At 59.9% G+C, this 20063-nt stretch carries 15 protein-coding genes and 1 tRNA gene; 6 read left to right on the top strand and 10 right to left on the bottom strand.

Annotated features, from left to right (window positions below; genetic code table 11):
* Positions 1-52 precede the first annotated feature (52 nt).
* From ABGT73_RS04195 to ABGT73_RS04170, 6 genes are all read right to left on the bottom strand, one after another.
* Entirely contained in the window at positions 53-1375 is a 1323-nt protein-coding gene (locus tag ABGT73_RS04195; protein WP_346668570.1) for an alpha-amylase family glycosyl hydrolase, read from the bottom strand.
* Between the two features lie 47 nt (positions 1376-1422).
* On the bottom strand, positions 1423-1962 hold the full coding sequence (locus ABGT73_RS04190) for a hypothetical protein (protein ID WP_346668569.1): 540 nt from the start codon (positions 1960-1962) through the stop codon (positions 1423-1425).
* 34 nt (positions 1963-1996) lie between these two features.
* The gene (locus ABGT73_RS04185) at positions 1997-2866 is read right to left on the bottom strand and encodes a polysaccharide deacetylase family protein (RefSeq protein ID WP_346668568.1); all 870 of its coding nucleotides are present in this window, start codon (positions 2864-2866) and stop codon (positions 1997-1999) included.
* 46 nt (positions 2867-2912) lie between these two features.
* Positions 2913-4379 carry a TrkH family potassium uptake protein gene (locus ABGT73_RS04180; protein WP_346668567.1) on the bottom strand — a complete coding sequence of 489 codons (1467 nt, stop codon included), beginning with the start codon at positions 4377-4379 and terminating at the stop codon, positions 2913-2915.
* Positions 4380-4389: 10 nt separating this feature from the next.
* Entirely contained in the window at positions 4390-5754 is a 1365-nt protein-coding gene (gene trkA / locus ABGT73_RS04175; RefSeq protein WP_346668566.1) for a Trk system potassium transporter TrkA, read from the bottom strand.
* Positions 5755-5964: 210 nt separating this feature from the next.
* Complete coding sequence (locus ABGT73_RS04170) at positions 5965-7470, bottom strand: IMP dehydrogenase (protein WP_346668565.1); 1506 nt, start codon at positions 7468-7470, stop codon at positions 5965-5967.
* Positions 7471-7745: 275 nt separating this feature from the next.
* Here ABGT73_RS04170 and ABGT73_RS04165 point away from each other — a divergent pair, with 275 nt between their 5' ends.
* Positions 7746-8939 (top strand): hypothetical protein, encoded by a 1194-nt coding sequence (locus ABGT73_RS04165; RefSeq protein ID WP_346668564.1) that lies wholly within the window; start codon positions 7746-7748, stop codon positions 8937-8939.
* Positions 8940-9055: 116 nt separating this feature from the next.
* On the opposite strand, the gene ABGT73_RS04160 is transcribed toward ABGT73_RS04165, so the two are convergent.
* The 3 genes from ABGT73_RS04160 to clpB all read right to left on the bottom strand — a co-directional run bounded on the left by ABGT73_RS04160 (position 9056) and on the right by clpB (position 13164).
* Positions 9056-9139 (bottom strand) — tRNA-Leu (locus tag ABGT73_RS04160).
* Positions 9140-9240: 101 nt separating this feature from the next.
* Complete coding sequence (locus ABGT73_RS04155; protein ID WP_346668563.1) at positions 9241-10392, bottom strand: hypothetical protein; 1152 nt, start codon at positions 10390-10392, stop codon at positions 9241-9243.
* A 159-nt stretch (positions 10393-10551) separates the two neighbouring features.
* The gene (gene clpB / locus ABGT73_RS04150) at positions 10552-13164 is read right to left on the bottom strand and encodes an ATP-dependent chaperone ClpB (protein ID WP_346668562.1); all 2613 of its coding nucleotides are present in this window, start codon (positions 13162-13164) and stop codon (positions 10552-10554) included.
* A gap of 285 nt (positions 13165-13449) precedes the next feature.
* Here clpB and ABGT73_RS04145 point away from each other — a divergent pair, with 285 nt between their 5' ends.
* From ABGT73_RS04145 to ABGT73_RS04125, 5 genes are read left to right on the top strand one after another with little or no spacing between them, the layout of a single operon-like run.
* Positions 13450-14118: a response regulator transcription factor gene (locus ABGT73_RS04145; RefSeq protein WP_346668561.1), complete on the top strand. Its 669-nt coding sequence runs from the start codon at positions 13450-13452 to the stop codon at positions 14116-14118.
* Complete coding sequence (locus ABGT73_RS04140; RefSeq protein WP_346668560.1) at positions 14115-15530, top strand: ATP-binding protein; 1416 nt, start codon at positions 14115-14117, stop codon at positions 15528-15530. Before ABGT73_RS04145 ends, ABGT73_RS04140 begins: the two co-directional genes overlap by 4 nt.
* Entirely contained in the window at positions 15517-16215 is a 699-nt protein-coding gene (locus tag ABGT73_RS04135; protein WP_346668559.1) for a hypothetical protein, read from the top strand. The genes ABGT73_RS04140 and ABGT73_RS04135 overlap by 14 nt, the downstream gene beginning before the upstream one ends.
* Positions 16216-16243: 28 nt before the next feature.
* Positions 16244-17566: a hypothetical protein gene (locus ABGT73_RS04130; RefSeq protein WP_346668558.1), complete on the top strand. Its 1323-nt coding sequence runs from the start codon at positions 16244-16246 to the stop codon at positions 17564-17566.
* A gap of 18 nt (positions 17567-17584) precedes the next feature.
* The gene (locus tag ABGT73_RS04125) at positions 17585-18868 is read left to right on the top strand and encodes a hypothetical protein (RefSeq protein ID WP_346668557.1); all 1284 of its coding nucleotides are present in this window, start codon (positions 17585-17587) and stop codon (positions 18866-18868) included.
* Positions 18869-18913: 45 nt separating this feature from the next.
* On the opposite strand, the gene ABGT73_RS04120 is transcribed toward ABGT73_RS04125, so the two are convergent.
* Positions 18914-20050 carry an aldo/keto reductase gene (locus ABGT73_RS04120; RefSeq protein ID WP_346668556.1) on the bottom strand — a complete coding sequence of 379 codons (1137 nt, stop codon included), beginning with the start codon at positions 20048-20050 and terminating at the stop codon, positions 18914-18916.
* Positions 20051-20063 lie beyond the last annotated feature (13 nt).

The following is a 20063-nucleotide window of genomic DNA, read 5'->3' as shown; positions in this document are numbered from 1 at the left end:
CTGCGAAAGAAAATCCTTCGCAGGGATTTTTTGTTAGTTCTGTTTCCGAGGCTCAGCGCTCCATCTTCCAAAAGGCGCAGCTGTAGGGGGGCAGTTCGCTGCCGCCGCCGAAGTCATGGGGCTCACCGGTGATCAGATCCATCGCCATGCCGCAGCCCGCATCAAAGTGGGCCACATAGGGCGCGCTGTCGGCGTTGATAGCCACCAGCACCCGCTCGTCGTCGGTACGGCGCTCAAAGATCAGCTGCTTGGGCTGCACCATCACATTGCGGTAGCTGCCGTTGCAGAGGGCCGGGCTGGAGGTGCGCGCCTGGGCCAGCAGAGAGATCCACCGGGTCAGTTCGTTTTCTTCCGGCTTCTCGATGGCGGGGCGCAAGGTGGGATCGCCGTTCTTCTTGTCCCCTTCCATCCCCCACTCGCTGCCGTAGTACACCGCCGGCACACCGGGCATGCCGAACAGCAGACCGTACAGCGGCTTGAGGCAGTCTTTATCGGTGAGGATGGTGGCCACGCGGGTGACATCGTGGTTGTCCGCGAAGCTGAGCAGATGCTTGCCGGTATACAGGCACCAGGGCTCGGAGCCGAACTGCCGGTTCAGGCTGTAGCTGATCTCGTGCATGTTGCCGGTGTTGAAGCTGGAATACAGTCCCTTGTAGCACTCGTAGTTGGTGACACTGTGGCAGGCATGGTCATTCATCCAGCGGTTGTAATCGCCGTGCAGCGTCTCGCCCACCAGCACAAACTCCGGCTTGACTTCATTGGCCAGAGCGCGCAGTTCCGCCAAAAAGCCCAAATCCAGGCAGTAGGCCACGTCCAGCCGCAGGCCGTCGATGTCATAGTCGTTGACCCAGCCGCGCACCACATCAAAGAGGTACTGCTTCACCGCCGGGTTCTGCAGATTGAGCTTCACCAGCTCGTTGCAGCCCTCCCAGGCTTCGTACCAGAATCCGTCGTTGTAGTTGGTGTTGCCGTCAAAGCTGATGTGGAACCAGTCCTTGTAGGGGCTGTCCCACTTTTTCTGCTGCACATCCCGGAACGCCCAGAAGCCGCGTCCCACATGGTTGAAGACACCGTCCAGCAGTACCCGGATGCCCGCCTGATGCAGGGCATCCACCACCGTTTTGAGGTCTTCGTTGGTGCCCAGGCGGCAGTCCACCTTGGTATAGTCCCGGGTGTCGTACCCATGGGCGTCGCTCTCAAACAGCGGATTGAAGAGCACACAGGTGGCGCCCAGATCCCGGATATGCTCCACCCAGTCCAGCACCCGCAGCAGCCGGTGCTGCTCCGCCTGTGCTGTATCCCCGTCGTTTTGCAGCGGTGCACCGCAAAGTCCCAGGGGATAAATCTGATAGACCACAGCTTCATTGTACCACATAGCTTGTCCTCCTATATTTTCAGCGGATTATCCTGTCCGCTCTACCGTCAGAAAAAGCGACGCACCCGTCTGCGCAGCACGCGGCGATAGCAGATCGTCACGGCCCCCAGCGCACGGTCGCACAAAAAGAAGGATAGATTGCCCATGGCCAGCAGCAATGCCGCCATACCGGGTCCGTCCGCCAGCATTTCCTGCAGGATGGCCGGCCCCACCAGGGCAAACAATAAAAAATACACCAGCGCCGTGGCGGCATTGAAGACAGCCAGCTTCACCGCCCACCGCAGCACCACAGGCTTTACCCTGCGCAGGGCATGGCGCAGCACCGGATAATAACCCACCACCAGCGCGTAAAACAGCGCCAGTTCGGTTTCCGGCACCAGCAACAGCCCCAGCACCGCCGTCGTTGCGTAGAGCAGCAGCGCATAGCGGGCACCGTACTCCTCCATCACCGGGATCAGCAGAAAGGACGCCAGCATCGGCGCCGCATAGGTGCCGATCTGCAGGGCTGCCCCCGCCAGCAGGCACACCACCGAGAGCGCCCCCAGCACACCGCAGAGGGCGATTTTCTGACTTTCATTCTTGCGCATGCCGGGCTTCACCTGCTTTCGCAGCTATTATACCCTATTCCCCGGCGCTTTGCAATTCCGCCAGCTGTTCCACCGTACAAAAAGTATAGCCCGCCTCCCGGAACCAGGTGATGATGTCAGGCAGTGCCTCCACCGTCTGGGCGGTAGCCTTCGTATCATGGAGCAGTACCACACAGGTGGACTTGCCTTCGGCATCCTCCTGGATGTTGCGCAGAATCTGTGCCGCGTCAGGGTGGGCAGCCGTTGCATCCTCCCCGCAGACATTCCAGTCGATCCAGTGCCAACCCTTTTCTTCCGTTTCCGCTTTCAGTTCCTTCATAATGCCGCTTCCGCCGTATTTGTGGCTCACAGTGTTGGTGCTGCCGCCCGGAAAGCGCAGCCAGGTCAGGGTGTCCAGCGCCAGGTAGGGCTCCAGCGCCTGCCGCAGCTCCTTGATATCCTGCCAGAATGCCTCACTGCTGCGGTAAATCCGGGCATACCGATGACTGGCACTGTGCATCGCCACCTGGTGTCCCTGCTGTACGATGGTGCGCACCAGCGGCAGATATTCCTGGTTGTTCTCCTGGGCGCAGACAAAAAAGGTGGCCGGTACCTGTTCCCGGGCCAGGATTTCCAGAATGGGCTGGGTGTGGTTGCTGGGGCCGTCGTCGAAGGTCAGACACACCTGCCGGGGCAGCGCGGTCTCCCCGGTGGCGGCCGCCACCGCAAAGCAGTCGTTGGGAATGGATGTTTCGGAGAATTCCTGATGGTAGAGCAGGTGCAGAACGGCAACCAGTATGGTCAGCAGCAGCCCCAGCACACTCCAGGCCAGCAGTTTCTGGCACTGGTCCTCCTGTCGGCGATCGTAGCGAATGGTGGTCCCCTCCCCTGGCGTTTTGCTACAGCCTATGCGCCGGATGGACAAAATAAAACCCCGCCTTTTCAGAGAAAAGCGGGGTGTACTTTCGGTATTATCCGTGCAGCGGGTTTGTGGGACGCTTGCGCCAGAGCCGGGGTGAGAAGAGCGCCAGGATCGGGTACAATTCCAGGCGTCCTGCCAGCATATCAAAGGAGAGCAGCAGCTTGACCGGATCGGAGAAGTCCGCAAAGGAGCCCATGGGGCCCACAATTTCCAGGCCGGGGCCCACATTGTTGAAGCAGGTAGCCACCGCCGTAAAGGTGGTGATCAGGTCAAACCCGTCCAGCGAGGCCAGCAGCACCGAGGCCGAGAAGAGCAGCATATAGATGTTGAAATAATTGTGCACGCCGCGCAGCGTCTTTTCGTCCAGCGCCTTGCCCTCGAACCGTATGGAGGTGATGGCATGACTGTGCAGCATCTTGTTCAGGTCCTGTTTGGCCGCCTTGAAAAAAATGATGACACGCGAGACCTTGAGGCCGCCGGCCGTGGAACCGGCACAGGCGCCGATGAAGATAAGCATCACCAGCACCGTGCGGGAGTAGTTGGGCCAGAGGTTGAAGTCGGTGGTGGCATAGCCGGTGGTGGTCATGATGGAGGCCACCTGGAAGAAGGCGGTGCGCAGCGCCGTGCCCACATTGTCGTACAAGCTGGCAATGTTGATGGTGATGGTCACGGTGGAGAACGCCACAATGCCCAGATAAACCCGCAGCTCCTCGGAGCAGAGGGCCTCCTTGAAATGGCGCAGCAGGATGAAATAGTAGAGATTGAAGTTGATGCCGAACAGCAGCATGAAGATGCCGATGACCACCTCAAAAAAGGGGTTCTGGTAGGCGCCCACACTGAGCGCCCGGTTGCTGAAGCCGCCCGTGCCCGCCGTGCCGAAGGAATGGATCAGTGCATCGTAGAGCGGCATGCCGCCGGCGCACAGGATCACCACCTCCACCACCGTCAGCACGAAGTAGATTTCATACAGGATCTTGGCGCTGTCCCGCAGTTTGCTGGAGATCTTGCCCACCGTGGGGCCGGGGACTTCCGCCCGCATCAGGTGCATGGCACGGCCATCCGTCATGGGCAGGATGGCCATGGCAAACACCAGCACGCCCATGCCGCCCACCCAGTGGGCGAAACTGCGCCAGAACAGAAGGCCCTTGCTCATGGCCTCCACATCGGTGAGAATGGTGGAACCGGTAGTGGTGAAACCGGATACCATCTCAAAAAAAGCATCGAAGAAAGAAGGGATCTCGCCGGAGATCATGAAGGGCAGCGCCCCGAACACCGACATCAGTACCCAGGCCAGCGCCACGATCACCAGGCCGTCCCGGGCGTAGATCGTGGTGTTGCGGGGCTGCCGCAGGCCCAGCAGAACGCCCAGCAGGGTAAGCCCCAGCGCCGGCCACAGGAAGGCCAGCACAATGTTCCATTCCCCGTACAGTGCCGAGCAGGCCATCGGGCAGAGCATCAGCACTGCCTCAATCCAGAAAATGCGCCCCAGCACAAAACCAACCATTTTATAATTCATGCCCGGCGCCTCACTTCACAATATCGCGCAGGGCGCGCAGCGTTGTGTCGGTGGTGACCACGACCACGTCGTCCCCCTCGGAGAGCACGTCCTCGCCGGAGGGGATCACCGTCTGGCCGTTGGGGCGCACAATACCGGCTACCAGCAGACCGTCCCGGAACCGGAGATCCTTCAGAGGCTTGCCGATAAACGGCAGCCCGGCCCTGACATTGAATTCCAGCGCTTCCACACGGCCGCCCACCAGGCGGTGCAGCGTCTTGATGTTGTCGGAATCAATGCTGTTCTGCATGGCGCGCACGTAGCGGGCGATGGCCTCGCTGGTGACCGCCGCCGTGGAGACCACACTGTCCACCAGATTGTTGGCCGATGCCAGGTCGGCAAAGGACGCGCGGTTGATCTTGGCAACCACCTTGCAGGAATTGAACTGGGAGGCGTACATGGCCAGGATGATATTGGTCTCGTCCATGCCGGTCAGTGCCACAAAGGCGTCCATCTCATCGATGCGCTCCTCCCGGAGCAGATCACTGTCGGCACCGTCCCCGTGGATGACCAGTACCCCGGGGAATTTTTCGCTCATGTCCTGGCAGCGCCGGATATTGTTGTCGATGACCGTCATCCGCCGCTGGGCTTCCTGCAATTCCCGAACCAGATAGTAGGTCATCCGGCCCGCACCCACGATCATGATGTTGTTGGCCCGTTCCTTGTATAGGTTCAGCTTGCGGAAGAAGGTCTCCAGCTCCTGCGGCGAGGCGGTCAGATAGATCTTGTCCCCCGCCCGCAGTTCAAAGGAGCCGGACGGAATGATGGTTTCCTGACCGCGCGCCACCGCGCAGATCAGAATTTTCACCCGGATGTTATGGTACAGATCCGCCAGGGTAATGCCCACCAGAGGGTTGTCCTGCCCGATGCGGTACTCCACCAGCTCAAAGCGCTGCCGGCAGAACTGTTCCCGCTTGATGGCGCTGGGGAACCGGAGCACACGGGCAATCTCCCGCGCCGTGGCCTGCTCGGGATTGATCACCATGGAAAGGCCCAGCTCCCCCCGCATGAACCGCAGCTGCTTGGCATATTCCGGATTGCGGATGCGGGCAATGGTATGCTGGGTGCCGATCTTTTTGGCCACCAGGCAGGAAAGAATGTTGATCTCATCGCTGGAAGTGGTGGCAATCAGCAGGTCGGCCCCCTCTTCGAAGGCCTCCTTCTGCACACCGTAGCAGCCGCCGTTGCCGGTCACCCCGCGCACATCGTAGATATTGACGATATTGTCAATGAGTTCCCCGTTCTGGTCAATGACAACAAGATCGTGTCCCTCGCCGGCCAGCTGCGCCGTCAGGGCACGGCCGACCTTTCCCAGACCGACGACCACGATTCTCATAGCGTTACTCCTTTTCTGTTCCCGGTTCTCCCATCCTCCATCCGATGGGTCGCCATTTTACCATATCAGGCTTAATTATAGCAAAGCTGTCAAAAAATGCAATAGCGCGTTGTTTGACGCCTTCCGCCCCTGCCCGACCGCAGCAGCAAAAAAATACGGCCTTCCCTGGCGGAAAAGCCGTATTCGGATGGTTCAGGTCTTCCTGTTCAATCAGCTGTTCTGTACGTTATTCTTCAGAATGACATCATGGCTGCCGCCTTCCACGATGGAGGTGGAGGAAACCACGGTCAGGCGTGCCTTTTCCTGCAGTTCGGGAATGGACAGCGCACCACAGTTGCACATGGTGGACCGCACCTTGTACAGGGTGGTCTGCACACCGTCGGCCAGCGGGCCGGCATAGGGTACGTAGGAGTCCACGCCTTCCTCGAAGTTCAGCTTCTGGGCGCCGCCCAGGTCATACCGCTGCCAGTTGCGGGCACGGTTGGAACCTTCGCCCCAGTATTCCTTGACGTAGTTGCCGCCCACGCGCAGCTTGTTCGTGGGAGATTCGTCGAAGCGGGCAAAATAGCGGCCCAGCATGACGAAGTCAGCGCCCATGGCCAGCGCCAGCGTGATGTGGTAATCCTGCACGATGCCGCCGTCCGAGCAGATCGGCACATAGATGCCGGTTTCCTTGTAGTACTCATCCCGGGCCTTGGCCACCTCGATCACCGCCGTGGCCTGGCCGCGGCCGATACCCTTGGTTTCCCGGGTGATGCAGATGGAACCGCCGCCGATGCCGATCTTGACAAAGTCGGCACCCGCCTTGGCCAGGAACATAAAGCCGTCGCGGTCCACCACGTTGCCGGCGCCCACCTTCACCTTGTCGCCGTAGTGCTCACGGATCCAGTCGATGGTGCGGGACTGCCACTCGCTGAAGCCCTCGGAGGAGTCGATGCAGAGCACGTCCACACCGGCGTCGATCAGGGCGGGCACACGCTCGGCGTAGTCGCGGGTGTTGATACCGGCACCCACCACGTAGCTCTTGTTGGCGTCCAGCAGTTCGTTGACGTTCTCCTTGTGGGAGTCGTAGTCCTTGCGGAAGACCATATACTGCAGACGGCCTTCCTCATCCACCAGGGGCAGAGAGTTGATCTTGTTGTCCCAGATGATGTCGTTGCAGTCATGCAGGCTGGTGGTGGCCGGCGCGGTGACCAGCTTGTCCAGCGGCGTCATGAACTCGGTGACCTTCAGGTCGTGGGTCATGCGGGACAGACGGTAGTCACGGGAGGCCACAATGCCCAGCAGCTTGCCGTGGGCAGTGCCGTCATCGGTGATGGCCACGGTGGAGTGGCCGGTGCGGGTCTTGAGGTCCAGCACATCGCCCAGGGTAGCCTCCGGCGGCAGGTTGGAGTCAGAGGTGACAAAGCCCTTCTTGTAGGCCTTCACGCGGCGGACCATGTCGGCTTCCTGCTCGATGGTCTGGGAACCATAAATGAAGGAAACGCCGCCCTGCTTGGCCAGCGCAATGGCCAGCTTTTCGCCCGAGACGGACTGCATGATGGCGGAGACCATCGGGATGTTCATTTCCAGCGGGCATTTTTCTTCCCCTTTGCGGTACTTTACCAGCGGGGTCTTGAGGCTGACGGCCATCGGCACACACTGGGACGAAGAATAGCCGGGAACCAGCAGGTATTCACCAAAGGTACGGGACGGTTCGGAAAAATAATACGCCATAAATGCACTCTCCTGACTTCCTGATTTCTGCGTTTTCTTGAATTTCTTTGAACAGAACCACTGCTTTTATGTGATTAGAAAGATTGTACCACATTCGCGGACAAAACACAAAAGATTTCGTGAAAATCTTTCTTGAACGGGAACTGCGAAAGTTGTGGAATTTGCACCAAATCCGTCGCAAAGAGTATGACTTTGCCTGTCGGGTGCCGGGAAAGTGTTTGCTGTACACACTTTTTATGGTATAATGGGCCCATTCCAACGAAAGGATTTCCTCTATGTTACTGCAACGTTTTACGCTGCTGGACCCCGGTCAGGCACGGCGGCAGGCCCTGGCACAGCGCTTTTTCGGCGCGGCGCTGGCCCTGCTTCTCATTCTGTCCGAGGTGTTCAGTTCCAATATCCAGTCCACCCTGCCCGGGTTCAGTCATCTGGCCCGTCTGGCACTGACCGGCGGCGCCGTACTGCTGCTGGGCGCCAAGGTGGTCCTGCTGACAGACTACGAGCGGCGCTGGCAGCCGGTCCTGGCCGCCCTGGTGCTGGTCTACACCGCCTTTGCCGCCTGGCACGGCGATGATGTCTGGTTTTTCCTGGCGGCTCTGGTGGGTCTTGGTGCCAAAGACATCGACCTGCACCGCGCGCTGCGGGTCTACCTGATCGCCGCCGTGGCGGGGCTGCTGTTTGTGCAGCTGCTGCACTTTGTCACCCCGCTGATGCCCTACAACTTCTATTGCCGCAACTGGGATTTCGGCTACGGCCACTACAACGGCTTCGGTGCACGGCTGGTTGGCGTCTTCTTTGCCTGGGCCTGGCTGCGCCACGACCGGATGCGCTGGTTCGACTGGGCGGGACTGGCGGCCCTGTTCGTGTTCACCTACAAGGTGCCCGGCAGCCGCGGCGCCGCCGGTGCCATGGCTGCCCTGCTTCTGCTGTTCGCTGTGCAGCGTTTTCTGCCTCGCCTGTTTGACAACCGCATCTGGTATGCCCTCATCCTGGCCCTGCCCATTGTGCTGGCCGGATTCAGCCTGTATGCAGGGTATGTATATAACCCCGAATGGCCCTACGAGCGGATGGCGCTGCTTCTTTTGAGTATCTTCCTCTCGGGCCGGTTCGAGATCTGGCACAATGTTTTCTGGGGTTCGGAGCTTTCCTGGCTGGGCGGCCTGCCCACCGACGGCGACGAACACAGCGCCATCGACAACACCTTCCTGGCCATTCCGATGAACAAGGGCTACCTGGGTGCCATTCTGGTGGCGGTGTTTTTCCTGCTGCTTCTGTGGCGACTGGCAAAGCACCGCCATGCCACCGAAATGCTCTGCCTGGTGGCTTTCACCCTCTACCTGTTCATGGAGAACAAGCCCTTCTTGCTCTCAGCGGATCCCTTCCTGCTGCTGGCTCCCTGCGTCTTCTTTGCAGGCGCCCGGCAGCCCGCCGACCAACCACTGCCGGTGGTGTGCCGCCGCCACAGATAGAATCATTGGAAAAAATCCCCGGGCCCTGCGGACCCGGGGATTACTCTTGTGTGTACCGTAATGTGTACCGACTAAGAAAAAGAGCGCTGAACCTTGCGATTCAGCGCTCTTTTATCTGGTGCGGAAGATGGGACTTGAACCCACACGTCATGGACACACGCACCTCAAACGTGCCTGTCTGCCGATTCCAGCACTTCCGCTTACAGCTTAACTGCAAGGGATATTTTAGCATAAAGTCGACAGGGAAGTCAAGCCTTTTTTGCAGGTTTTTCCATTGTGTTTTCTGTGGGGTCGCAATACATCAGTCCAGCGGCCGTCCCTCCACGCAGTAGGTACGGCCATCCCAGGCGGCAAAGAAGCCATCATAGAGCCGGAAGCGGTATTCCTGGGCAGAGTATCCCTCGTCCCCGTTGAGTTTGGCCACCAGCTCATCCCCGTCCCAGCCGATCTGCCAGCCGGTATGGAGTCCGTTATACCCCGGCACGGCACCGCTGCCCAGATTAGCTGTATAGGTTTCGATATTTTCCGCCGTGAAACCCGGCCACTCTGCCGACAGGAACCGCTGGTTGCCGCTCCAGTCATTTTCTGCGGTAAAGTCTATGGTCAGAATCCGGTTTCCATACGATATTGCGCTCATGGCATTCTGCCAGATATCCGCCTCGATGCCAAAATCCTGGCCCCGGTAGTACAGATATCGATAGAGTTCCTCCTCGGTCCAGTCGGAAGGCGAGGTAAACTCCCGCAGTCCTGCCGCCGCCATGGCCCGGCACTGATGCAGCAGCATGCGGGACTGGTAGATTGTCAGCCCTTCCGCCATCAGGGTCTGACCCGGGCGTGGCATTTTTTCACCAATTTGGGAACTGTACCAGCCGCTGATCACCTCGCAGGGCTGCGTGGTATCCATGGGCACCAGAATATACACGGCGGTCAAACCGTCTCCATATTGGGGTCCCTGATAGTATCTCTCCGGCTGGTATTCCACATAAAAATGGACCTCCACCAGAAGATCGGTTCCCGCATAGATGCGGTCCAGTGCCCGTTCTCCCTCTTCTCCATAAGACACGATCCTCAACAGTTGGTCATTGTATATGCAGCTTTCATAGGGCACCACCGACGCCGCCACGCTGTCCACCAGGGCATAGCGATGGGCCATCTCGCCGGTTGTCATATCAGCATACCAGTATTGCTGCGCCCGCAGTGCGGCCTCCTCGTACTGGGCATAGCTGAAGGTGGCGGCCCCCGCCGGGTCCGGGAAAGAGGTTTCCGCCGTCTGCCCGGCGTCGTCTGTCTCCTGCTCTTCCGGGGTCGCTTCCGGGACAGCTTCTTCCGCTGTCCGTGCGGCGGCTTCCTCCGACAATGCCGCAGAAGACGGCGCCGTGCCGCATCCCGCCAGCAAAAGCAGGCAGCTGGCAACCAGCAGCAGGATGGGATGTACAACAGAATTATTCCGCATTTTCTTCGCCTCCTGTTCCCTCTTTTCTTTATATTGTACGGGATGCACAAAAGTGCCGTCAATGCGCAGAACCGCTAAAACCATAGCACTGATTTTGACAAAACAAAAGCACGCCGCGCAAAGCAGAACGCTTCGCGCGGCGCGCAGAGTTACGGGGAATTACCGCAGATACAGCCGGCCGGTGTTGTCGGCATCCACGGTCAGGGTATCGCCGGCCGAATGGGCACCGGCGATGATCTCCTTGGCGATCATCGTCTCCACATGGGCCTGGATATACCGTTTCAGCGGACGGGCACCGTAGATGGGGTCGTAGCCGCCATCGATGATGGCGTTCTTGGCGGCCTCGGTCACATCCAGATGCAGCTGCTTGTCTTCCAGACGGCGGCGCAGGTCGGTGAGCATCAGATCCACAATGGAGCCGATTTCCTTCTTGGTCAGGCTCTTGTAGTAGACGATGTCGTCCAGACGGTTGAGGAACTCGGGACGGAACTGCCGCTTGAGCAGTTGGTCGATGCCGTTCTTCGCCTCGTCGGACAGCTCATTGCTGCCGTTGGCACGGCTCTTCTCCAGATCTTCCAGAATCAGGTCGGAGCCCAGGTTGGAAGTCAGGATGATGACGGTGTTCTTGAAGTCCACCGTGCGGCCCTGGCTGTCGGTGATACGGCCATCGTCCAGCACCTGCAGCAGAATGTTGAAGACATCGGGATGGGCCTTCTCCACCTCATCGAACAGAACCACGCTGTAGGGATGACGGCGAACCGCTTCGGTAAGCTGGCCGCCCTCCTCATACCCCACATATCCCGGAGGCGCACCGATCAGACGAGAGACACTGAATTTCTCCATATACTCGGTCATGTCGATACGGACCATGTTCTTCTCATCGTCAAACAGGGCCTGGGCCAGCGCTTTGGCCAGCTCGGTCTTGCCGACACCCGTGGGACCAAGGAAGAGGAAACTGCCGATGGGCCGGTTGGGGTTGGCGATGCCGGCACGGGAACGCAGAATGGCGTCGGACACCTTCTGCACCGCCTCGTCCTGGCCGATGACCCGCTGATGCAGCACATCGGGCAGACGCAGCAGCTTCTCGCGCTCGCCTTCCACCAGTTTGGCCACCGGAATGCCGGTCCAGCGCGCCACGATCCGGGCGATCTCCTCGTCGGTCACGCGGTCACGCAGCAGGCTGGCTTCCTTCTTCTCGTTGGCCAGCTTCTCCTCGGCCTCCAGTTCCTTCTGCAGGTTGGGCAGCTTGCCGTACTGCAGTTCGCCGGCCTTGGCATAGTCGCCGGTGCGGGTGGCCTTCTCGATCTCCGCCTTGGTGGATTCCACCTCGGCGCGCAGGCTCTGCACCTTGTTGATGGCGTTCTTCTCGTTCTCCCACTGGGCCTTCTTGCTGTTGAAGCTGTCCCGCAGTTCGGCCATCTCTTTTTCCAGAGCCGCCAGGCGCTGCTTGGACAGTTCGTCGGTCTCCTTCTTCAGTGAGGCCTCCTCGATCTGCAGCTGGGTGATCCGATGATTCATCTCATCCAGTTCGGCGGGCATGGAGTCCAGTTCGGTCTTCACCATGGCGCAGGCTTCATCCACCAGGTCGATGGCCTTATCGGGCAGGAAACGGTCGGTGATATACCGGTCGGACAGGGTGGCCGCCGCAATCAGCGCGCCATCCTGGATTTTCACGCCGTGGAACACCTCGTACCGTTCCTTCAGGCCACGCAGGATGGAGATGGTGTCCTCCACGCTGGGCTCATTGACCATGACCGGCTGGAAACGACGCTCCAGGGCAGGGTCCTTCTCGATATATTCACGGTACTCATCCAGCGTGGTGGCGCCGATGCAGTGCAGCTCGCCGCGGGCCAGCATGGGCTTCAGCAGGTTGCCGGCGTCCATGGCGCCGTCCGTCTTGCCGGCACCCACGATGGTATGCAGCTCATCGATAAAGAGGACGATCTTGCCTTCCGACTTCTTCACTTCGTTCAGGACGGACTTCAGGCGTTCCTCAAACTCGCCGCGGTACTTGGCACCGGCCACCAGCGCGCCCATATCCAGGCTGAACACCGTGCGATCCTTCAGGTTTTCCGGCACATCGCCGCGGACGATCCGCTGGGCCAGACCTTCGGCGATGGCGGTCTTGCCCACACCGGCTTCACCGATCAGCACCGGGTTGTTCTTGCGCTTACGGGACAGGATGCGGATGACATTGCGGATCTCGGTATCCCGGCCGATGACCGGGTCCAGCTTGTTGGCACGGGCCATCTCCACCAGATCCTGACCGTACTTTTTCAGTGCGTCGTAGGTGGATTCCGGGTTATCGCTGGTCACCCGCTGGTTGCCGCGCACGGCGGACAACTGCTGCATGAAGCTTTCCGTCGTGATGTGGAAAGCCTTGAACAGTTCACTGGCGGCTTTGCCGGGGCGCTGCAGAATGCCGAGGAATACATGCTCCACGCTGATGTATTCATCCTTCATCTGTTTGGCCTGCTCCTCCGCCGCATTGAGGGCACGGTCCAGGTCGCCGGAGATGTAGACCTTTTCGGGGTCACGTCCGGAGCCGGTCACCCGGGGCAGCGCCTCCACCTTCTGCAGGGCAGCCTGGGCAAAGGCGTTGGGGTCCGCGCCCAGCTTGGTGAGCAGCTGGGGGATCAGTCCCTCCTGCTGCTGGGCCAGCGCGGCCAGCACGTGTTCCTGCTCCACCGCCTGGTTGGAATATTCCACCGCAAGGCGCTGCGCACTCTGCAGCGCCTCCACGGTCTTTTGCGTCAATTGATTCATGTTCATAAGTGCGTACCTCCTTACTGTGCAGATACACGCAAATTCATCTATTAGCAACGGAGGCCTCCGAGTGCTTTCTTTTCCCGTCTACCTCTGTGGCGGCGCGGCATTATCACCGTTTTGTTTGAATTAGCACTCTTTGCATCCGACTGCTAATATTGTACCACAACCATACGGTGTGTCAATAGGAAAATTGAAAACATTTTGTGAATGACAGCATTTTTTGCGGGTTGATAGAACTCGGAAAGAAGTGTACAGTAGACTGAGAGTACTTCGAAGGAGGGACCCCGCATGCGCCCCATTCTGATTGTGGAAGATGAGCACCCCATCGCCGACCTGATCGAACTGACCCTGACCAGCGCCGGTTACACCTGCGAGCAGGTCAACGACGGTGAGACCGCCGCCGACCGCATCGCCGAGCAGGACTACGAACTGGCCATTCTGGATATCATGCTGCCCAAGGTGGACGGCTACGAACTGCTGCGGTATCTGCGCAGCGTGGACACGCCGGTCATTTTTGTGACCGCCAAAGCCGCGCTGAACGACCGGGTCCGCGGCCTGCACGAAGGCGCCGACGATTACCTGACCAAGCCCTTTGAGCCGCTGGAGCTTGTGGCCCGGGTGGAAAGCGTGCTGCGCCGCACCGGGCGGGCCAACGTGATCCTCCACGCCTTTGGTGTGGACCTGGACCCCGCTGCCCGCGTCGTTTTGCAGAACGGCAAGCCCGTTCACCTGTCGCCCCGGGAATTTGAGCTGCTGGAATTGCTGATGCGCAACCGCGGCCTGACGCTTTACCGGGAGGTGCTCTACGAGCGGCTGTGGGGCGACGACGGTGGGGATGATACCCGGCCGCTGGACCTGTGCATCACCCGGCTGCGCAAGAAACTTGGCTGGAAAAAGGAAATCTGCACAGAGTTCCGGGTCGGATACCGCTTGGAAAAGGAGGAAAACACGCCATGAAATTCGGCTACAAACTGACGCTGGCGCTGTTGGGCGTACTGGCTCTGGTGCTGAGCCTGAGCACCGTCTGGACGCAGGAGCGCCAGTTTGACCGCGCACTCTCAGACCTGCGCCGGACCGCGCAGGCAGAATGGCAGCGGGAGTCCCAGGACTTCCAGAACGGTCTGCGCACCGACACCGAAACACCCCTGGGCAGCCGCGCCTGGAGCTATCTGGGCGGAATGGCCCGGCAGGGCAGCACCGCACTGCTGGCCGTCTACGATGAAAAGGGACAGTCGCTGGCGTCCACCATGCCCGCCACCCTGGCCCAGAGCGAACTGACCCGGAATATGCCGGACAACGGCGCCCTGCAATGCCGCATTGTCACCGGCACCGACGGCACCCGCTATCTGCTTTGCAGCGGACTGCTGATCCTTCCCGAACAATGCCTGACCTTTATCAGCGCGCAAAGTCTTGCCAGCCTTTTTGCCGATCGTACCCTGCGGCTGCGGGACGCCTTGCTGGGTCAGGGCCTGGCGCTGGTGGTGGCCGCGCTGTTGGTACTGCTGCTCTGCCGCCGGATGGTCCGGCCGCTGGAGCGGCTGGACAGGGTCAGCCGGGAAATCGCCGCCGGCGCCTACGACCGGCGTACCGCCCTGCCCGGCAGCGACGAAATTGCCGGGCTGAGCCGCAGCTTTGACGAGATGGCTGCCGCCGTGGAGGACAAGGTCCACGCCCTGCAAAACCACCTGCAGGAGCGGGAGGATTTCATTGCCGCCTTTACCCACGAGCTGAAGACCCCCATGACCAGCATGCTGGGCTACGCTGACCTGCTGCGGGGCACCGAAGTGCCCCCTGCCACCCGCCAGAAAGCCGCCGATTTTATCTACCATGAAAGCAAGCGCCTGGAATTGCTGAGCCGGCGCCTGATGGAACTGCTGCGCCTCAACGGGCAGGACGCCCCTGCCCTGGAGCCTGTCCGGCTGGATACGGTATTCCGTCAGCTGTCCCGGGCGCTTCCCGATGTCAAGCCCGCACTGTCGGTACCGGCTTGCCGGACCACCGTGCTGGCCCAGCCGGAACTGCTGTGCGATCTGCTGTACAACCTGGTCCAGAACGCCCGCCACGCCACCCCGCCGGACGGCCAGATCACTCTGGAAGTGGAGGATCAGCCGGAAAGTGTCACCCTCACTGTGCGGGACACCGGCTGCGGGATTCCCGCCGGGGACCTGCCCCGCATCACCGAACCTTTTTATATGGTGGACAAATCCCGCGCCCGGCAGCAGGGTGGCAGCGGCATGGGGCTGGCCCTCTGTGCACGCATCGCCGCCTTGCACGGCACACGGCTCGTCTTTGCAAGCAAGCCCGGTGAAGGCACCGCCGTCTCTCTCACCCTGTCCAAGCCAAAGGAGGCACACCATGAAACTGCGTAAAAGCTGGCTGGCCCTGTTGGGCACGGTGGTTCTGGTCCTGTTCTGCATGGCATTGCCCTTTGCGTGGTTTGTCCTCCGGGACCGGCAGCTGGGCACCGCCATCTGGCGCACGGAACCCGCCGCAGACTTTCTGAGCGCTGCGGGGCGGGAAAACGCTGTGGCCCGGGAATTGTATGTGCTGCGCCAGCAGTCCAACGATTCGCCCTATGAACAGCCCACCGAATCCGCCACTGCACGGGATGAGGTGCAGCCTTACCTGGCCGCGCTGCGCAATAACAAGGTGTTGCCGGACGACTATCTGGATGCCGCCGAAGAACTGGTGGCACAGGCCGCCGAGTGTACCACCAGCAGCGAAAGCACCGATACCACCACCTACTATTTCAGCCAGGGGCCAAACAAGCCCTATCTCCGCATGACCGTAACCAAATATGGCACCCTGACCAGCCTCAACGGGAATCTGGGGCTGACCGAAGGGTTCGCCCCCGCCGAGGTTGCCGCAGCCTACCGCACCATGCTGGGGCTGGCCAGCTTTACCGACTGGGAGGACGCCGAGCCTTTGGGATACGGTGACCCTGCGCCCTGTTACACTACAGGCGCCCAACTCTATCTGGTAGCCAACATGGACCGCGGCTATTTCAGCATGAGCGTCACATCCATGGCCCCGGAGACCTATGCCGGATTGTGATTGTATATCGGAAAAGGAGGATGTTCGGATGAAACGAGTTTTTTCTGTGTTGCTGGCCGCCCTGCTGCTGGCAGGCTGCGGCAGTGCTCCGGCCGCCAGTGCCCCGACCAGTGCCGCAGCCACCGCCGAGACTGCGGCCGCAGAAACCCCCGTCGGGAACGGCAAACCTCTGCGGCGGCTGCAGCACGGTGACGAAAAGCAGTATTACACGGGGGAGACGGTCGGGGACGGGGATTCCATGACCTTATATCATGTCGTGGACCTGCAAACCGGAGAGGATACCATCCCCTGTGACGTGGACGGCTGCACCCACGACAGCGAAAGCTGTCCTGCCGTCAACACGGAGATTCCCGCCTATCTGCCCCTTGTGCTGAACGACACCACCCTGGTGGTAATATCTGTACAGACAGATTTCTCTCAAATCGGGTCGGCGGAATCTTCCCCGGACGGGAGCGTGCCTCTCTCGTATCACAGCAAAATCCTTCTGATGGATCGCGACTGCCAGAACCGCCGGGTCCTGACGGAAGCGGACGGGATCAACCTTTTCTGGAACGCAGACCAGATTTATACCGATGATGATTTTCTCTACTGCTCCGGAAGTGAAAACAACGTCTATAACATCTATCGCATCAGCCTGTCCGATGGTTCCATCACCAATCTGACCGAACATTTCCAGGATTCCCAGTTCATGATGGGGGTAATCGGCCGCTACTATGTCCTGCAGCAGGAGGATCTCACCTACCCCGACCCGTCCACAGACGTTGCCACCGATGGATGGCCGGAAACCACCGGCACCAAAAGCCACGTTCTGCTGAATGTGGACACCGGCGAGACCCGCGTGCTGAAAAGCTACTCCTCCGACGAGCGGAATCTAGATTTGCTGGACGCCTGCGTGGTGGATGGACAGTACTACACCATTGACCGGGTCGCCGGGACCATCAGCACGGTGGATCCCGACACCGGCGAAGAACACCTGATCTCCGACCAGATTCCCACAGCGGAACCGAATGACCACTCCGCCGATTACCTGATCGAGGCCAATCTTCACGGATGGCTGGTCTTCTACAACCAGCCCTTCCTTGTCAATGTGGAAACCGGCGAGGTACGCCAGCGGATCGATCTGCCGGAAAACCTATGGAACGGGTATGGTCACCAGCCTTATATTTTCCTGCAGCTGAAGGACCGCCTGCTGGTGGACTGCCGGTACGAGCCCTACACCCGGACCGACATTGGCGAGGACGGTTCTCCCTTTACCACCCAGACCGAACAGATGTACCTGGGGCTCATCTCCATTGACGATTTCCTCAACGGCATTCCCAACTATACCGAAGTCTGCAAGGGTCCCTACTGATTTTCAAAAGGAGTTTGTATGAAGCGATTCTTTTCTCTGGCGCTGGCTGCCCTGCTGCTGGCAGGCTGCACTGCCGCCCCCGCCGACAGCCAGAACGCCACGTCCGACACGCCCGCCACGGCGGAAGCCCCTGCCGCCACAACCGCTGCCCAGACGCTGCGCCCCCTGCTTTTAGGGGACGAAAAGCAGTACTATATGGACGAGATGGTCACCGGCGAACTCATCCGTTACCGGGTGGCTGATCTGGTCAATCATGTGACGGAGGTCCCCTGCGACGTGGAAGGCTGTACCCACGACAGCGAGAGCTGCCCGGCTGTTTTCCGCCGGGGCGAATGCGACCGTGTGTTTGTGCTGGACGACGACACGCTGGTAGCCTTCACCAACAACCAGTTTCCCGAGACCGAGGACAGCCTGGTGGTGTTGCTGGACCGCAACTGCCAGAACCGCCGGGTGTTCACCACCATCCCCAACAGCATCTTCTTATCCCTGGGATACGGTGCCGCCGATTGCCCCTACACCGATGGGCAGTACCTGTACTGCCCCGGCTACCAGAACGGATACGGTGAGAGCGAGGCAATGTTCCGCATCGATATGTCGAGCGGCGAGGTGACCGACCTGCTGGAGAACGCGCCGGTCCAGGATGTGAGGTTTCTGGGCGCGCTGGGTTCCCGGTTCGTCTTTTCCCAATCCGATGTGACCTACCCCGAACCCACCGGTGATCTGGCAGTGGACGCTCTAGCTGCCCCCACCGGCACCGACACCCACTGGCTTTTTGACCCCTGCACAGGCGAGTGGAAGGTGTTCTGGACCTATACCTCCGATGACGGCAGTCTGTCCCGGATATACAGCACCATTGTGAACGGCCAGTATTACCAGGTGGACCAGGAGGCCGGCTCCATCTCGGTGGTGGATCCCGCTACCGGCGAGGCCAAACTGCTCACCGATCAGTACCCCACCGATCACTTGCATGGTTCTTTCGCAATTCAGGACACCGTGCAGGATTGGCTGCTCCTCTACGCTCCGGCCCCGATGGTCAATTTACAGACCGGCGAAATCCGGGAGAAGCCGAACCTTCCCGACAACTACTGGAACGGCTCCTCCCACCAGCCCAACATTTACCTGAATCTGGGCGATACCCTGCTGGTGGATTGCCGGTATGAACCCTATACCCGCACTGTCGTCGGCACCGACGGCACCCCCTATACCATCGATACCGAGCATGAGTATCTGGGGCTGATCTCCGCCGAGGATTTTCTGAACGGTGTGCCCAACTACACCGAAGTGGGTGAATATACCACATAATAGAACGCCGCCCCGGCACTGGACCGGGGCGGCGTTCTTCCCTATTTATTTTTCAAAATGTTTGGCAACCAGCTTCAGATCTTCCCGGATGGGCAGATGCTGGGGGCAGACCTTCTCGCACTGGCCGCAGCCGATGCAGTCGCTGGCCTTGCCGAAGGACTTGGTCAGGTTGTCGTAATACTCACCCTGGGGCGTCCACTCCTTGCCCTCTGCCTCCTGAAGATCCGCATTGTACAGCGAGAAGTACTTGGGGATGGCAATGTGCTTCGGGCAGCCTTCCGTGCAGTAGGAGCAGCCCGTGCAGGGAATCGCAATGCTGGCATTGATGATGGACACCGCCTTGCGGACAAGGCCCTCCTCCTGCTCGCTGAGAGGCTGGAAGTCCTGCATGTATCCGGTATTGTCCAGCAGCTGTTCCATGTTGCTCATGCCGGACAATACGATCTTCACATTGGGACGGCTGGCGGCAAAACGGATGGCCCAGGAGGGCACCGAAGCCTGGGGCGCGTATTCCTTGAAGAGGGATTCCACCGCCTCGGGTACCTTGGCCAGCGTGCCGCCCTTCACCGGCTCCATGACGATCACCGGTTTGCGGTGTTTTTCGGCCACCTCATAGCACTTGCGGGACTGTACACCTTCGCTGTCCCAGTCCAGATAATTCAGCTGCAGCTGAACAAATTCCACCTCGGGGTGTTCGGTCAGCACCTTGTCCAGCAGATCGGCATGGTCATGGAAGGAGAAGCCGATGTGCTTGACCAGCCCCTGCTCCTTCTTTTCCTGCAGCCAGCGGAAGCAATCCAGCTTTTTGTAGATTTCGTAATGCTCGGTGCCCATGTCGTGCAGCAGGTAATAGTCAAAATACCCCGCGCCGGTCTTCTCCAGCTGGGTGTTGAAGATCTTGTCCCGGTCCTCCAGGTTGTGGATGAAGCCTGCGTGCAGCTTGTCCGCCAGCGTGAAGGATTCCCGCGGATGACGGCTGGTCAGGCAGGTCCTGACGGCATTCTCGCTCTGGAAAGAGCAGTACATCCAGGCCGTATCAAAATAGGTGAACCCCCGCTCCAGAAAGGTATCCACCATCTGTTTGGTCTGCTCCACATCGATGCTGCCCGCATTGTTGGGGTCGGTCAGCGGCAGACGCATCAGGCCAAAGCCCAGTTTTTTTGCACCATGAAAAATATCCATCGTTTGGTTCCTC

Origin of the sequence: uncultured Subdoligranulum sp., assembly GCF_963931595.1 — a bacterium.
Lineage (GTDB): Bacteria > Bacillota > Clostridia > Oscillospirales > Ruminococcaceae > Gemmiger.
This window is presented reverse-complemented; position numbering and strand designations above follow the sequence as displayed.

Excerpts from the sequence above, each read along its gene's own strand:
- ABGT73_RS04155 (WP_346668563.1), bottom strand. The coding sequence starts at position 10,392 with ATGCGGAATAATTCTGTTGTACATCCCATCCTGCTGCTGGTTGCCAGC.
- ABGT73_RS04170 (WP_346668565.1), bottom strand. The coding sequence starts at position 7,470 with ATGGCGTATTATTTTTCCGAACCGTCCCGTACCTTTGGTGAATACCTG.
- ABGT73_RS04130 (WP_346668558.1), top strand. The coding sequence starts at position 16,244 with ATGAAACGAGTTTTTTCTGTGTTGCTGGCCGCCCTGCTGCTGGCAGGC.
- ABGT73_RS04180 (WP_346668567.1), bottom strand. The coding sequence starts at position 4,379 with ATGAATTATAAAATGGTTGGTTTTGTGCTGGGGCGCATTTTCTGGATT.
- clpB (WP_346668562.1), bottom strand. The coding sequence starts at position 13,164 with ATGAACATGAATCAATTGACGCAAAAGACCGTGGAGGCGCTGCAGAGT.
- trkA (WP_346668566.1), bottom strand. The coding sequence starts at position 5,754 with ATGAGAATCGTGGTCGTCGGTCTGGGAAAGGTCGGCCGTGCCCTGACG.
- ABGT73_RS04145 (WP_346668561.1), top strand. The coding sequence starts at position 13,450 with ATGCGCCCCATTCTGATTGTGGAAGATGAGCACCCCATCGCCGACCTG.
- ABGT73_RS04120 (WP_346668556.1), bottom strand. The coding sequence starts at position 20,050 with ATGGATATTTTTCATGGTGCAAAAAAACTGGGCTTTGGCCTGATGCGT.
- ABGT73_RS04140 (WP_346668560.1), top strand. The coding sequence starts at position 14,115 with ATGAAATTCGGCTACAAACTGACGCTGGCGCTGTTGGGCGTACTGGCT.
- ABGT73_RS04195 (WP_346668570.1), bottom strand. The coding sequence starts at position 1,375 with ATGTGGTACAATGAAGCTGTGGTCTATCAGATTTATCCCCTGGGACTT.
- ABGT73_RS04125 (WP_346668557.1), top strand. The coding sequence starts at position 17,585 with ATGAAGCGATTCTTTTCTCTGGCGCTGGCTGCCCTGCTGCTGGCAGGC.
- ABGT73_RS04135 (WP_346668559.1), top strand. The coding sequence starts at position 15,517 with ATGAAACTGCGTAAAAGCTGGCTGGCCCTGTTGGGCACGGTGGTTCTG.
- ABGT73_RS04190 (WP_346668569.1), bottom strand. The coding sequence starts at position 1,962 with ATGCGCAAGAATGAAAGTCAGAAAATCGCCCTCTGCGGTGTGCTGGGG.
- ABGT73_RS04165 (WP_346668564.1), top strand. The coding sequence starts at position 7,746 with ATGTTACTGCAACGTTTTACGCTGCTGGACCCCGGTCAGGCACGGCGG.